This window comes from Winogradskyella sp. Asnod2-B02-A (assembly GCF_045063645.1).
Classification (GTDB): Bacteria; Bacteroidota; Bacteroidia; order Flavobacteriales; family Flavobacteriaceae; genus Winogradskyella.
Map to the genome: position 1 here is coordinate 2358893 of NZ_JBEFOG010000027.1, position 13785 is coordinate 2372677.

Annotated in this window: 13 protein-coding genes; 3 read left to right on the forward strand and 10 right to left on the reverse strand. The window is 32.1% G+C overall.

Features of this window, described 5'->3' with window-relative positions; translation table 11 throughout:
• Nucleotides 1-156: 156 nt before the first annotated feature.
• The gene (locus ACJJVO_RS18095; protein ID WP_405576678.1) at nucleotides 157-789 is read right to left on the reverse strand and encodes a YceI family protein; all 633 of its coding nucleotides are present in this window, start codon (nucleotides 787-789) and stop codon (nucleotides 157-159) included.
• Nucleotides 790-937: 148 nt separating this feature from the next.
• Between ACJJVO_RS18095 and hemN the strand changes: the two genes are divergently transcribed.
• The gene (hemN, locus tag ACJJVO_RS18100; RefSeq protein WP_405576680.1) at nucleotides 938-2302 is read left to right on the forward strand and encodes an oxygen-independent coproporphyrinogen III oxidase; all 1365 of its coding nucleotides are present in this window, start codon (nucleotides 938-940) and stop codon (nucleotides 2300-2302) included.
• A gap of 84 nt (nucleotides 2303-2386) precedes the next feature.
• Nucleotides 2387-3220 carry a universal stress protein gene (locus tag ACJJVO_RS18105; protein WP_405576682.1) on the forward strand — a complete coding sequence of 278 codons (834 nt, stop codon included), beginning with the start codon at nucleotides 2387-2389 and terminating at the stop codon, nucleotides 3218-3220.
• Nucleotides 3221-3325: 105 nt separating this feature from the next.
• On the opposite strand, the gene ACJJVO_RS18110 is transcribed toward ACJJVO_RS18105, so the two are convergent.
• From ACJJVO_RS18110 to ACJJVO_RS18150, 9 genes are all read right to left on the reverse strand, one after another.
• Nucleotides 3326-3889 carry a hypothetical protein gene (locus ACJJVO_RS18110; RefSeq protein WP_405576684.1) on the reverse strand — a complete coding sequence of 188 codons (564 nt, stop codon included), beginning with the start codon at nucleotides 3887-3889 and terminating at the stop codon, nucleotides 3326-3328.
• A 57-nt stretch (nucleotides 3890-3946) separates the two neighbouring features.
• Complete coding sequence (locus ACJJVO_RS18115; RefSeq protein WP_405576686.1) at nucleotides 3947-4648, reverse strand: sulfite exporter TauE/SafE family protein; 702 nt, start codon at nucleotides 4646-4648, stop codon at nucleotides 3947-3949.
• Complete coding sequence (locus tag ACJJVO_RS18120; RefSeq protein WP_405576687.1) at nucleotides 4649-5095, reverse strand: FixH family protein; 447 nt, start codon at nucleotides 5093-5095, stop codon at nucleotides 4649-4651.
• A gap of 75 nt (nucleotides 5096-5170) precedes the next feature.
• A complete protein-coding gene (gene ccoG, locus ACJJVO_RS18125) occupies nucleotides 5171-6595 on the reverse strand; it encodes a cytochrome c oxidase accessory protein CcoG (RefSeq protein ID WP_405576689.1) in 1425 nt (474 codons plus the stop codon).
• Between the two features lie 18 nt (nucleotides 6596-6613).
• The gene (locus ACJJVO_RS18130; RefSeq protein ID WP_405576691.1) at nucleotides 6614-7588 is read right to left on the reverse strand and encodes a cbb3-type cytochrome c oxidase N-terminal domain-containing protein; all 975 of its coding nucleotides are present in this window, start codon (nucleotides 7586-7588) and stop codon (nucleotides 6614-6616) included.
• Complete coding sequence (locus ACJJVO_RS18135; protein WP_405576693.1) at nucleotides 7585-7770, reverse strand: CcoQ/FixQ family Cbb3-type cytochrome c oxidase assembly chaperone; 186 nt, start codon at nucleotides 7768-7770, stop codon at nucleotides 7585-7587. Before ACJJVO_RS18135 ends, ACJJVO_RS18130 begins: the two co-directional genes overlap by 4 nt.
• 6 nt (nucleotides 7771-7776) lie before the next feature.
• Nucleotides 7777-9984 (reverse strand): cytochrome-c oxidase, cbb3-type subunit I, encoded by a 2208-nt coding sequence (gene ccoN, locus ACJJVO_RS18140; RefSeq protein WP_405576695.1) that lies wholly within the window; start codon nucleotides 9982-9984, stop codon nucleotides 7777-7779.
• A 10-nt stretch (nucleotides 9985-9994) separates the two neighbouring features.
• Nucleotides 9995-10180: a cbb3-type cytochrome oxidase assembly protein CcoS gene (ccoS, locus tag ACJJVO_RS18145; protein ID WP_405576697.1), complete on the reverse strand. Its 186-nt coding sequence runs from the start codon at nucleotides 10178-10180 to the stop codon at nucleotides 9995-9997.
• A gap of 167 nt (nucleotides 10181-10347) precedes the next feature.
• Entirely contained in the window at nucleotides 10348-12723 is a 2376-nt protein-coding gene (locus ACJJVO_RS18150; protein WP_405576699.1) for a heavy metal translocating P-type ATPase, read from the reverse strand.
• A 106-nt stretch (nucleotides 12724-12829) separates the two neighbouring features.
• Here ACJJVO_RS18150 and ACJJVO_RS18155 point away from each other — a divergent pair, with 106 nt between their 5' ends.
• Nucleotides 12830-13507, forward strand: coding sequence for a Crp/Fnr family transcriptional regulator (locus tag ACJJVO_RS18155; protein ID WP_405576983.1), 678 nt, complete (start codon nucleotides 12830-12832; stop codon nucleotides 13505-13507).
• Nucleotides 13508-13785: the final 278 nt, after the last annotated feature.

Genomic DNA, 13785 nt, shown 5'->3' on the forward strand with positions numbered 1-13785 from the left:
ATCTTCAATTAAAATTTTTCACAATATGCCATGTTATATAGGATGGATAATAACAATAAGCACAAATTACCAAAGTAATATGTGCTTAAAGAACGCAATCCATAATAATATTAACCCATTTGATAAACGCTACCCAATGGTAAAATTAAAAGGAAATTATTTTTCGCGTAGGTAAGTGTTTACTTCAATTGCAACATCTTCCCAAGTTTTACTAACACCATCTGCACCTTTATGAAGATCAAAACAAACTTTGTTTAAAGATTCTAAAGCATCTAATGCATCCCAATCTTTTAGTTGCATTGTGCCTTTCATATTTACACGTCTTTCATCAGTAATACTAACTTCTAGAGGCAAGTCTGCAGTAACACCATTCATAGTTATCGTTGCTAAATATGCATTGTCTATATACTTAATAGTACCTTTTAAAATCTCGGTATCAAGCATTGCACCAAAGAAAGATGCTTTTAGTTTGGCATCTCTAGTTTCGTCTTTAGTAAATAAACTACTAATAGGGATTGAAAACTCTAAACTATTTAAGGCTTCCTCTGGAGTAGAACCTACTTTTTCTTCAAATTTTAAAGTGGCAAATTCACCACCAACAGGTACTTTTTCTGTTGTTTTATAAGCTGTCCAAGTAACTGTAGTTGCTTCTGGTTTAACCACGTATTTAGCGGAGTTTTCTACCGTCTCTGTTTGTACCTCTGTCTGTGCTTCTTTTTTTTCTTCTTTACAAGATGTAAATACTAAAGTAATAATAACAAGTAAGGATAAGAATTTTGTGCTTTTCATGGCTATTTCTATTTTTTAGTAAAGTTAATTATATAAATGATTTTGTGCAAGATGAATTAATGGTCTTCATGTTGAGATTAAATCGATATGACAAATATCATATTTTAATTCTGTACATACTACTAATTTTGAACCCAAGTTTTTAGGTATGAGTCAATCGTTAATTAATAAATATAATGTTGCGGGTCCTCGCTATACGAGCTATCCAACAGTGCCCTATTGGGATTTAGAATCCTTTTCATTGGCCCAATGGAAAGCATCGTTAAAGCGTTCTTTTGAAGAGAGTAATGCAACAGAAGGTTTAAGCCTCTATATCCATTTACCGTTTTGCGAAAGTTTGTGCACTTTTTGTGGTTGTCATAAACGCATTACTAAACGCCACGAAGTTGAATCACCATATATAAAAGCCGTTTTAAAAGAGTGGCAATTGTACCTTAAATTATTAGGTAGTCAACCAAAAATAAAAGAGTTACATCTTGGTGGAGGTACACCAACATTTTTTTCACCAGAGCATTTGGACGTTTTAATTTCAGGGCTTTTAAAAGATGCTGAATTGGCTGAAGGTTATGAGTTTAGTTTTGAAGGCCATCCTAACAATACCACAGAAGCACATCTCCAAACGTTATACAATTTAGGATTTAGACGTGTGAGTTATGGAGTTCAAGATTATAATCTCAACATTCAGAAAGCGATACATCGTATTCAGCCTTTTGAAAACGTAAAACGTGCTACAGATTTGGCACGTAAAATAGGTTATACTTCTGTAGGCCACGATATTATTTTTGGATTGCCATTTCAAACTGAAGCTGATGTCATAGAAACCATTAATAAGACGAAAACATTAATGCCAGATCGCATAGCGTTTTATAGTTATGCTCATGTACCTTGGATAAAAGGAAATGGTCAGCGTGGCTTTAGTGAAGACGATTTACCAACTCCAGAATCTAAACGTCAACAATATGAAACAGGGAAACAACGTTTTGAAGCTGCTGGTTATGTAGAAATTGGTATGGATCATTTTGCATTAAAAACAGATTCACTTTATAAAGCGATGGAAAATAAAACGTTGCATCGTAATTTTATGGGATATACTGCTTCTAAAACACAAGCGATGATTGGTTTGGGAGTATCTTCTATTAGTGATAGTTGGTATGGTTTTGCACAAAATGTAAAGTCTAATGAAGAGTATTATAAGTTATTAGACCAAGATATAATTCCGGTGTTTAAAGGTCATATTTTAAATACAGAAGATTTAGTTATTAGAAAACACATTCTTAATCTAATGTGTAATTTTGAAACGTCTTGGGCTGATGAAGCAATGGCATTTAAAGAATTACCAGAAGTTCTTATTAAATTAAAGGAATTTGAATTAGACGGATTACTTCAATTTGAAACAAAAAGTGTTACTGTTACAGCTAAAGGGAAACCGTTTATAAGAAATATTTGTATGGCTTTCGATTTGTTATTACAAAGAAAAAAACCAGAAACAAAGTTGTTTTCTATGACGATATAGTGATTTAAATAAAAGGGAATAACACAGAGTTTGATGAATGCTAATTTCAGTTTAAAAATGAATTATTAACAAAATAAATAAACGATGAAAAAAATAATTGTACCCATAGATTTCTCTGAACATTCAGAGTTTGCGCTAGAAGCAGCAGCAAGTTTGGCTCAAAAATTTGGCTCAGAACTTATTGTTTTACACATGTTAGAATTGTCTAATGCAATTATTTCTTCTGCTAATGATACATTAAGTCAGGAGGCCGTTTTTTATTTAAAATTAGCCGAACAAAAGTTTGATACCTTCTTAGATAAGCCGTATCTAAAAGATATTAAGGTGACACCAATTGTAAAACACTTTAAAGTTTGGAGCGAAGTAAATGATATAGCCATTGAGCATGATGCCAATTTAATTGTAATGGGTTCACAAGGTGCAAGTGGATTTAAAGAGGTATTAATTGGTTCTAATACTCAAAAAGTGGTTAGACATGCCAATATACCTGTTTTAGTAATTAAGCATAACCCAATATTATTGGATTTTGAAAATGCGGTTTTTGCTAGTGATTTTGAAGAAGAGGCTGTAAAACCTTATTTAAAAGCAAAGGAGACGTTTGATGCTTTAGGCACTAACATGCATTTAGTGTATGTAAACTCTCCAGATGGTAATTTTAGAAGCTCGTCTGAAATTGACAAGAAAATAGCAGCTTTTTTAAGAATTGCAGAAGGTGGTTTAGATAATTTAAAGGATGTTAACGTAGTGTCTGATTATTCTGTAGAAAAGGGCATTCTAAATTTTGCAAATGTGATTGGTGCAGATGTTATAGCTGTGGCAACGCATGGTAGAAAAGGACTATCTCATTTCTTTGATGGTAGTGTGTCTGAGGATATTGCTAATCATTCCACATTGCCTGTAATGACTTTTAAAATATAATATTTGATGTTATTATCTTAGGGGTTTTTAACATCAGATTAAACGTCAAAAGTTTAGACTTTTGACGTTTTTTTTATAATCTATATTCATGAGAAGCGTATAGTTTTAGAATCTGTAACCAATTCTTAAATGAATATTTGCACTAACGCTATTTGTGTATTTGAGGTTAACATTTTCTTCTTTAAAAAAGTGAATATACCCAATTCCTATAGCGGTTTCATAATTAAAATGATTGCCAATATTACGTCGAATTCCCCATGTTGGAATAATAGAAAGATCACTAATAAAATTTAAATGATCTGGCACATGGCCAATAACGAGGTCTGGATGATAAGCTGATTTTATAGAAATAAAATTACCGCTATTACCATCAATTCTCTTCGATTTAGAAACTCTTTTGTTTAAATTATAATACCATCTTGGTTCAAGTGATAGTACAGGTAATAAAATAAATAGAGAGCCATCTTCTAAATTATCACTAAATGCACCAGCATCTAATCCTATTTCACTTCGTAGAACTGTAGAATTTGATAATTTATATTCATTATGTCCCCAAATTCCTAATATTCCCGTTTGAACTCCAGAAGTGGATTTTTCTACGCTTGCATCTTGTGCCAAAGTTACGAGTGTTGTGGCACAAAGAATTATTACCAAATAAAATGCTTTCATCTATTTAAATTTGAAAGAAATATAGTAATAAATACTCGTTTTACAACGATTTATTATTTAGTGACATTCTATGGCACTCGTAGCAGTTTCTACAATTGGAGCAGGAGAGACGTAAGGAATTCCCAAACCTAGACCTCTAAGAATAAATAAGACACCAATAATTACAACAAAAACTGGAATTGCTTTTTGGATGCGTTGTTTAATAGTGCTGTTTAAAAATTTTCCTAAGTAAATAGCAGTGGTCATTAATGGAATAGTACCAAGTCCAAATAAAAGCATGTATAAACTGCCTTCTAATAGGCTTCCAGTAGCTATAGATCCAAAAACAGCCATATACACTAATCCACAAGGTAAAAAACCGTTGAGAAAACCGATAGTTAAAAACGTATCTGCCGTTTTCTTTTTTAGGGCTTTACCAAGCGATGATTTTACTTTAGAGATAATTCGGTATAAAGGTTTTGATAAGTTGTATTTACCAATGACTTTATGCGGTAAAATCACAATAATTATCATTAGAATACCAATAATAATAGAGAGTTGTTGCTGTATGCCAAATAAATAAAAGCTTTTGCCTAAGAGACCAAAAACTAAGCCTATTAAGCTGTAAGATAATAATCTACCAAAATGATATATGGCAATTTGACTTACTTTTTTGAAAGAATTAGACCGATCTACAGGTAACATAAAGGCAATTGGGCCACACATACCTACACAGTGTAAACTCCCTAATAAACCTAGTATGAAAGCTGAAAACAACATTTAATATGTTATTTCGGTTTTATAAAGATAAGAATTAGTGTTATATTTCCAGTCTATTTTAATGTTCCAACGACCATCCAACATGCGTTTGTCAGGTATGAGCAAATTATGGTTAGATAGTGAAATCGGTGTTTCAAAATCTAATTGCTTGTTAGATGGTCTGTATAGGAACACTTTACCTTTTATTAAGTTAATATCTAAATCTTCTGGAAACGTGATAACAATGCCATCCGTTGTTTTTTTCCACGTTACATTTGTCTTTAATGCTTTCGCATTTTCTTCGTGAGTAATATCTTCTTGAAATTGAAGTTCTTGACCGTAATAATCTTCTACCACCAAATCGTGTTCATATTTAGTACCAATACTCATGGTAATAACGAAATACATGATAAATGATATAAAACATACAAACGCAATTACAATTGCTGTTCCCCAATTTATTTTCATAATTCAACTTCCCTAATGGGAATCTCCATTTTTAGTTGTGTTCTGAAAGTGTTTCAGAATATTAGTATTTTGTATCTAATTAAAACTTCGTGGTCCTAAGAATGATACAGATGTGGTTTCAATTAATTCACCATCACTATATAAATCAATCATTACCTCGTTTTTATCTCCAGATAAATCACTTTGTTTTAATTCAATAAACAACGTGCCTTCTGCTGTACCTTGAGCATCTACTTCAAATGTATCTGATGTAGATACAACATTTATAGTACCATCCCAACCTCTTAGTTTAAAACTTAAATCATCAATGTCTTGAGAGGTTTTATTGACTAGTTTAAAGGTATAAACATTACTAATAATGCCATTTTCTTTATGTTCAAATAATTGTCCAGGTAAACGCAATATTCTTGCTTCGACATCACTTCTTAGTAATAACATACCAGCTAAAATACCAATTAAAATGGTTAATACTGCCATGTAACCTTTCATACGAGCCGTAATTTTAAATGGCTCTTTTTTCTCAATTTCATCTTCACTAGCAAAACGAATTAAGCCTTTTGGAAGATTGATACTTTCCATTATGTGATCACATTCATCAATACATGCTGTACAGTTAACACATTCTAATTGTGTTCCGTTTCTAATGTCAATACCTGTAGGACAAACATTAACACATTGGTTACAATCTATACAATCTCCATTTCCTAAAGCTTCACGATCTTCATTTTTTCTGAATTTTTTTCGACCATTTTCTGCTTCTCCACGTTTATAGTCGTATGCAACAACGATAGATTTATTATCTAAAAGAACACCTTGTAAACGGCCATAAGGACATGCTATGATACATACTTGTTCTCTAAACCATGCAAATACAAAATAAAAGACAGCTGTAAATATGAGCAATGGAATAAGTGTGCCAGTATGTTCAAAAGGGCCTTCTGTAATATATTTAATGAGTTTATCACCTCCTATTAAATAGGCTAAAAAAACATTGGCAATTAAAAAAGATATGACTAAAAATATAAACCATTTAAGTACTCTTTTTCTAATTTTCTCTGCATCCCATTTCTGGCGTGCTAAACGCATTTGTTTGTTACGGTCACCATCTATCCAATATTCAATCCGTCTAAAGACCATTTCTAAAAAGATAGTCTGAGGACAAATCCAACCACAAAAAACACGTCCAAAACCTACTGTAAACAAGGTAATGAAAACAACACCTATCAGCATTGAAATTACAAAGAGATAGAAGTCTTGTGGCCAAAAAGGAAAGCCAAAAATATTGAAACGCCTTTCTAGTATATTGAATAATAGAAATTGATTACCATTGATTTTTATAAAAGGCGCAGCAAGTAAAAAGGCTAATAAAAAATAGCTTACTATTTTACGCTTCTCATATAAAGGTCCTGAAGGTTTTTTAGGAAATACCCATTTACGTTTACCTTCTTCATCGATGGTACCTATTGAATCTCTAAAAACCTCATTGTCTGGCGTTTCCATTTTTTTTGTAACTTCTAATTAATTATTAGATACTACATTTTCAATAACTTCAGTTACTTCTTCTGTAGTTGCATCGCTATTATCTTCTGTAGCTTCTGTGTTAGTATCAATAGCACCTTCTTCTACCCAAATATCACCTTCTGCAGCTTTTGGTTCTGCTGGTGTTGTGCCTTGAAAACTTAAAACATAACTAGCAACCTGAGCCATTTGTAAAGGCTTTAATTCAGATTTCCATGATACCATACCTTTTCCGTCACGTCCACCTTCAGAAATTGTTTTGAAAACGTTTTTAATGCCTCCACCTAAAATCCAGTGATTATCAGTAAGGTTTGGTCCAATTCCACCTCCACCATCAGCTTTGTGACAAGCAATACAGTTGGCTTCAAAAACCTTTTTACCAGCATTTAAATCTGCTGTTTCAGTTAGGAGCTCTACCGTATTAAAATCTACTAAGCCTTTTGCTGTTTTTTTGTATTCTTCAATGGCTGCATTAGCTTCTGCGTATTCAATTTCATATTCTACAAATTGATCATCTGCATTAAACACATGATAGCGTAGCATATAAATGACTGCAAAAACTATAGAGATATAAAAACTGTAAACCCACCATGGTGGTAAATTATTATCTAATTCTTTAATACCATCGTAATTATGATCTAGTATAATCTCACTTTCTTCTTCAATAGGTTTTTGTTTACCTACTAATTTTGAATAAAGCGCATTAATCTTTTTAAATTGAGGGGCTTTAGTTCTAGATGCTATATAGCGTTCTTTACCTTCTGCATCTAAACTTTGAAAGAGAATGTTATCCATTGAGCTAACAATACCTTCTATTCCAATAAGTACTAATAGTACAAGAACTAAGAATAGTAAAATAATAGGTTGCTCAATAAATGCAGGTTGATCACCTGAATCTACAAAGTATTCTATGAGTCCGGCAATCGCAAAAAAGATAACAGGTACTCTGATGTATGATGGAATTAAATGTCTCATATTTCGGTGTCGTTTTGGTTGTCTAATGGTATATTACTAACGGTTGTTATATATTCTTTTTTAGCTGTAATTACCCAATAGAATAACACAACGAAGAATATGAAAAAGATAAGAAGCGATATCATTGGATATATTTCAATACCAGCAATGCTTTCTAAATGGCCTTTTATAAATTTGAACATAATAAATTAGTTTTGAGCAGTTTCGTCTATAATATCTTTTACTTTAATATCGGTTCCAAGACGCTGTAAGTAAGCAATCATGGCAACGATTTCTCTGTTGCGCATTTCTATGAATTCTTCACCTGAAGCCGCTTTGTCTGCTTCGTATGATGCTACAAAATCTGGATCATTGTATAGACTTTTTTCAATTTTTGTCCCTTGCTCTAACATTGAAGCTTGAGCATTTGCTATATCTTCTTCAGTATATGGAACACCTAAAGTAACCATAACTTCCATTTTCTTTTCAATAGTAGATTTATCTAGTTTTGCACCTTCACCTACAATAAGCCATTTATAAGAAGGCATTATAGATCCGCTTGAGGTACTTTGAGGATCATACATGTGATTAAAGTGCCAGTTGTCTGAATATTTTCCTCCAACTCTGTGTAAATCTGGTCCTGTACGTTTACTTCCCCAAAGGAATGGGTGATCGTAAACAAATTCTCCAGCTTTAGAATACTCTCCGTAACGTTCTACTTCAGATCTAAATGGACGAACCATTTGAGAGTGACAACCCACACAACCTTCTCTGATGTAAAGGTCTCTTCCTTCTAATTCTAAAGGAGTGTATGGTTTAACACTACTAATAGTTGGTATGTTAGATTTTACAACGATTGTTGGAATTATTTGAACAATACCACCAATTAAAATAGCAATTGTAGCGTATATAGTTAAAAGCACAGGCTTACGCTCTAACCAAGTGTGCCATCCTTCACCTGCAACACGACTCTTAGATACGCGTTTTAATGCTGGTGCTTCTGCTAATTCATCAGTTACTTTATGTTCAGATTTTACAATCGTCATAATCACATTAAATACTAGAATAAGCATACCTGAAAGATAAAGTGTACCACCAATAGCACGCATCCAATACATAGGCATAATTTCGGTTACGGTTTCTAAGAAGTTACCGTAAACTAAAGTACCATCTGGATTAAATTGTTTCCACATACTTGCTTGTGCAAAACCTGCAACATATAGAGGTAAAGCATATAGCATAATACCTAAAGTACCTATCCAGAAATGAACATTTGCAAGACCAATAGAATGTAATTTAGTTTTAAATAATCGTGGAATCAACCAGTAGATCATACCAAAGGCTAAGAAACCATTCCATGCTAACGCACCAACGTGAACGTGAGCAATAATCCAATCGGTAAAGTGAGCAATAGCATTTACGTTTTTAAGCGATAGCATTGGACCTTCAAAAGTTGCCATACCATAACCAGTAATAGCTACAACCATGAATTTTAAAACAGGATCAGTACGTACTTTATCCCATGCTCCACGCAAGGTTAAAAGTCCGTTTATCATACCTCCCCAAGAAGGCATTAATAACATTATAGAGAATGCAACACCTAAATGCTGTGCCCATTCTGGTAATGCTGTATATAAAAGGTGGTGAGGTCCAGCCCAAATGTAAATAAAGATCAATGACCAAAAGTGCACAATAGAAAGCCTGTATGAGTAAACAGGTCTGTTAGCTGCTTTAGGTACAAAGTAGTACATTAAACCTAAAAATGGTGTAGTTAAGAAAAATGCAACCGCATTGTGTCCGTACCACCATTGCACTAAGGCATCTTGAACACCTGCGTAAACCGAATAACTTTTCATACCTGTAAAACTCACAGGGATTTCCAAACTATTAAAAATATGAAGTACAGCTACGGTAACAAACGTAGCTATATAAAACCAAATGGCTACATATAAATGGCGTTGACGACGTTTAAGCATGGTACCAATAAGGTTAATACCAAAAGTTACCCAAATTACAGCAATCGCAATATCAAAAGGCCACTCTAATTCTGCGTACTCTTTTGATGTTGAATACCCTAAAGGCAGTGTAATTGCGGCACCAACAATAATAGCTTGCCAACCCCAAAAATTAATATTACTTAATAGGTCGCTAAACATTCTAGCTTTTAAGAGACGCTGTGTAGAGTAGTAAACTCCTGCAAAAATCGCATTACCTACAAAGGCAAAGATGACTGCATTGGTGTGTAATGGTCTCAATCGACCAAAACTCAACCAAGAGATACCATCGGTCATGTTTGGGAATAAAAACATAAAGGCCAGAAGAAGACCTACAAGCATCCCAACCACACCAAATACTATTGTGGCATAGAGGAATTTTTTAACGATTTTATTATCGTAATAGAATTGTTGCATTTCCATATTAAAATTATTAGTCGGTTTTAGTTTGTTTTATTGTTTTGGTTTTTTCTTTTACTAATTCATCTTCAAAAAGCATGCGCACAGATGGCGTATAATCGTCATCGTATTGACCAGACCTTACAGCCATTATAAAAATGACAAAAAAAGTCACACCTACAGCTACGCTAACTGATAATAAAATATAAATAACACTCATACCTAGTGAAGTTACGGCCCAAAAATAATATTGAACCTATTATTAAAACATGATTTTTATCATGTTAATGATTTTTTTTAACTATTTGTTAACTTTTACGTTTTATTTTTTCTAATTGTAATTATACGGTGCTTATAATTAGTTGTTTATGTGTTTTGTCAATTTAACTAAATTATTTTTCTACCTAAAATATTAGTAGAAATAGTTGTAAAAATAACAATGCTAATAGAGCTTAAAGGCATCAAAATAGCAGCAACGACTGGTTCAAGCTGTCCGGTTACGGCAAAGTATAATCCAATAATATTATAAAAAAATGACAAAACAAAGCTCCATTTAATAATTTTAATCGCCGATTTAGAGGCTTTTATAAATGTAAATAATTGTTCAAATTTTGAAGCATCTAAAATAGCATCACATGCAGGCGAAAACACGTTAACATCTTCAGAAATAGCGATGCCTACATTACTTTGTGCTAATGCTCCTGCATCATTTAAACCATCTCCTATCATTAATACTTTTGCTCCTTCAGACTGGTGATATTTTATAAAATCGAGTTTATCTTCTGGTTTTTGATTAAAAATTAATTTGGTTTTTGCAGGTAATAATTTTTTTAAGTTTTCACGCTCCCCTTCATTATCACCAGATAAGATAACTAAATCGAATTGTTGTTTTAGTTGATTAAATAATTTTGAAACTCCTTTTCTATAACTATTATAGAATGTAAATTTTCCTTTATAAATATTATTACTGCTTACATGAACTGTGGTGTTTAAAACCGTTTTTTCATTAGAGTTGCCAACAAAACTTGCAGACCCAATTTTCATGTTTACAGCATTATGTTTTGCTTCTATACCTTTCCCTATATGTTCTTCAAAGGTATCGAGTGTAATAATGTTGTTTTCCTCTAAAATATGGTATAAAGTTCTGCTTAATGGGTGGTTAGATCCTCTGAGAGAATTTTTTAAAACGATGTTTTCAGAATCAGATAGTGATGCTCCGTCATACTCTGCATTACTATTTTTATTAGAGGTTATTGTTCCGGTTTTATCAAAAATAATGGTATTTATTTGTGCTAATTGTTCAATAACACTGGCGTTTTTAACGTAAAACTTTTGTTTCCCAAAGATTCTTAATAAGTTACCAAATGTAAAAGGAGCGGAAAGAGCAATAGCACAAGGACATGCAATAATTAAAACCGCAGTAAAAACATTCATTGCCTTGCTAGAATCTGCAAATAGCCAATACGTTGTTGCAAGAATTGAAATAGTTAAAATAGCAATGGTAAAACGTTTACTAATAGTATTGGTAATGTTGGTAAAACCTTCTTCTTTGTTTTTATTGAAAACATCGTTGCTCCATAATTGTGTAAGGTAACTTTGCTCAACGGATTTTAAAGCTTCCATTTCAATAACACCATTGGTTTGCTTACCACCAGCAAATAGTTTATCTCCAGATTGTTTTGAAATGGTTTGCGATTCGCCAGTAACAAAACTATAATCAATTTTTGCGTTGCCGTTAATGAGAATACCATCAATAGGAATTAATTCTTCATTCCTAATTAAAATACGATCGCCTTTTTCTATATCATATACTTGAATGGTTTCTTCAAAACCATCCTTATTAATTTTAGTTATTGCAATTGGAAAGTAAGATTTATAGTCGCGCTCAAAAGATAAGAATTCATATGTTTTTTGCTGAAAGAATTTTCCAATTAAGAGGAAGAATATTAAACCAGCAAGACTATCGAAAAAACCAGAACCTAAATCAAATATAATTTCAATGGTACTTCTTATAAATAGTACAGAAACACCTAAAGCAATTGGAACATCAATATTTAAAATCTTTGCTTTTAAACCTTTGTAAGCAGAAATAAAATAATCTTGAGCAGAGTAAAATACAATTGGTAACGACAAGGCAAACATTAACCAACGGAATAACGGTTTGTATTGTTCTAACCAATATTCGTTGACTTCAAAATATTCAGGAAAAGACAAAAACATAATATTACCAAACCCAAAAGCAGCGACTCCAAGTTTGTAGATTAAGGTTCTGTTAACTTGTTTTTTACCTGAGTTAAAATCGTCTAAACTAATATAAGGTTCGTAACCAATTGAGCTTAATAATAAGACAACGGATTTTAAATCTGTAGCCTCAGAATTGTAAGTAACTCTAACTGTTTTCTTGCCAAAATTAACTTGAGAATTTGAAATATTAGGATTGAGTTTGTTTAGGTTTTCTAAAATCCAAATACAAGAACTACAGTGAATATGAGGAATGTAAAGTGTAGCAATTTCAATAGAATCGCCTCTAAATTCCGTTAGTTTTTCAATAATATTTTCTTGAGTTAGAAAATCGTATTTACCTTCAATTTCCTTTGGGATTGCTCCAGGAGAATTTTGTAAATCATAATAACATGTAAGATCGTTTTCGTTAAAAATCTCGAAAACAGTTTTACAGCCATTACAGCAGAATGATTTGTCTTGAAATGTAATTGGATGATTCCCACAGTCATCACCACAATGAAAACAAGGTTTGTTTTCCATTATAAAATTTGCTCAATTATACCTATTGCAAAAGTCACAAAACTAGTGATTATAATCTATGATATTTGTCATGTTTTGATTAACTTTGAAATTATTAGATTTTGGAATGAGTAAATGTGAACAATGTATAATTAAGCAGTTTAATTCGTTAAGGTCATTAGGAAAAGATGATTTAATCCGAATTTCGGGATGTAAGACTTCAAAGTTTGTTAAAAAAGGAGAAATCCTTTTTAGAGAAGGCGAGAGCATTAATGGTGTTTATTGTGTAAAAGATGGTGTTTGCAAATTATCTAAATTAAGTGCTAATGGTAAAGACCAAATTGTAAAATTGGTAGTTAGAGGTGATTTAATTGGGCAACGTTCTTTGGTTACAGACGAAAAATCTAATCTTACTGCTATTGCTTTAAATGAAATGGAAGTTTGCTTTATACCAAAAAATGAGATTATTAATGATCTAGCCAATAATGCTAATTTTTCTTTAGACATGCTTCAAGAAATGGCAAAAGAGCTAAGAATAGCAGATAATATTATTGTAGATATGGCTCAAAAATCGGTAAAGCAACGTTTAGCCGATGTGTTAATTTACTTGTATGAAACTTTTAATACTGACGAGAATGGGTTTTTAGGCGTTGTCTTATCTAGAGAAGATTATGCTAGTTTAGTAGGTACAGCCACAGAGTCAGCCATTAGAATTTTATCTCAATTTAAAAAAGAAGGTCTAATTTCTACCACAGGGAAACATGTAAAGATCGAAGATTTAGATGGCTTAAGGCGTGTAGAATAATCTAAATCTTACATTTTTTTTTGGTTTACTTTGTTTGTTATAAATTTTAAACAATAACGTCATCCTAGTAAGAACTGCTCCAATAAAAATTTCAACTTCAAAAAAAATGATATTCCGTATATTGTAACGATTTGTTTTTTAGTATCTTAATATGTTTGTTTCTAATTTCTAATCAATTGTATTAGATTAATATTTAGGTTTTATTATAGTATTTTAAATTTGTAACTCTTCATAGTTTAAAACATTGCCCAATCTAAAAACTCATTTCTAAAAGAGAT

Bases quoted from the DNA above. Each gene is read 5' to 3' on its own strand.
- ACJJVO_RS18095 (WP_405576678.1), bottom strand. From the start codon at position 789: ATGAAAAGCACAAAATTCTTATCCTTACTTGTTATTATTACTTTAGTA.
- hemN (WP_405576680.1), top strand. From the start codon at position 938: ATGAGTCAATCGTTAATTAATAAATATAATGTTGCGGGTCCTCGCTAT.
- ACJJVO_RS18105 (WP_405576682.1), top strand. From the start codon at position 2,387: ATGAAAAAAATAATTGTACCCATAGATTTCTCTGAACATTCAGAGTTT.
- ACJJVO_RS18110 (WP_405576684.1), bottom strand. From the start codon at position 3,889: ATGAAAGCATTTTATTTGGTAATAATTCTTTGTGCCACAACACTCGTA.
- ACJJVO_RS18115 (WP_405576686.1), bottom strand. From the start codon at position 4,648: ATGTTGTTTTCAGCTTTCATACTAGGTTTATTAGGGAGTTTACACTGT.
- ACJJVO_RS18120 (WP_405576687.1), bottom strand. From the start codon at position 5,095: ATGAAAATAAATTGGGGAACAGCAATTGTAATTGCGTTTGTATGTTTT.
- ccoG (WP_405576689.1), bottom strand. From the start codon at position 6,595: ATGGAAACGCCAGACAATGAGGTTTTTAGAGATTCAATAGGTACCATC.
- ACJJVO_RS18130 (WP_405576691.1), bottom strand. From the start codon at position 7,588: ATGAGACATTTAATTCCATCATACATCAGAGTACCTGTTATCTTTTTT.
- ACJJVO_RS18135 (WP_405576693.1), bottom strand. From the start codon at position 7,770: ATGTTCAAATTTATAAAAGGCCATTTAGAAAGCATTGCTGGTATTGAA.
- ccoN (WP_405576695.1), bottom strand. From the start codon at position 9,984: ATGGAAATGCAACAATTCTATTACGATAATAAAATCGTTAAAAAATTC.
- ccoS (WP_405576697.1), bottom strand. From the start codon at position 10,180: ATGAGTGTTATTTATATTTTATTATCAGTTAGCGTAGCTGTAGGTGTG.
- ACJJVO_RS18150 (WP_405576699.1), bottom strand. From the start codon at position 12,723: ATGGAAAACAAACCTTGTTTTCATTGTGGTGATGACTGTGGGAATCAT.
- ACJJVO_RS18155 (WP_405576983.1), top strand. From the start codon at position 12,830: ATGAGTAAATGTGAACAATGTATAATTAAGCAGTTTAATTCGTTAAGG.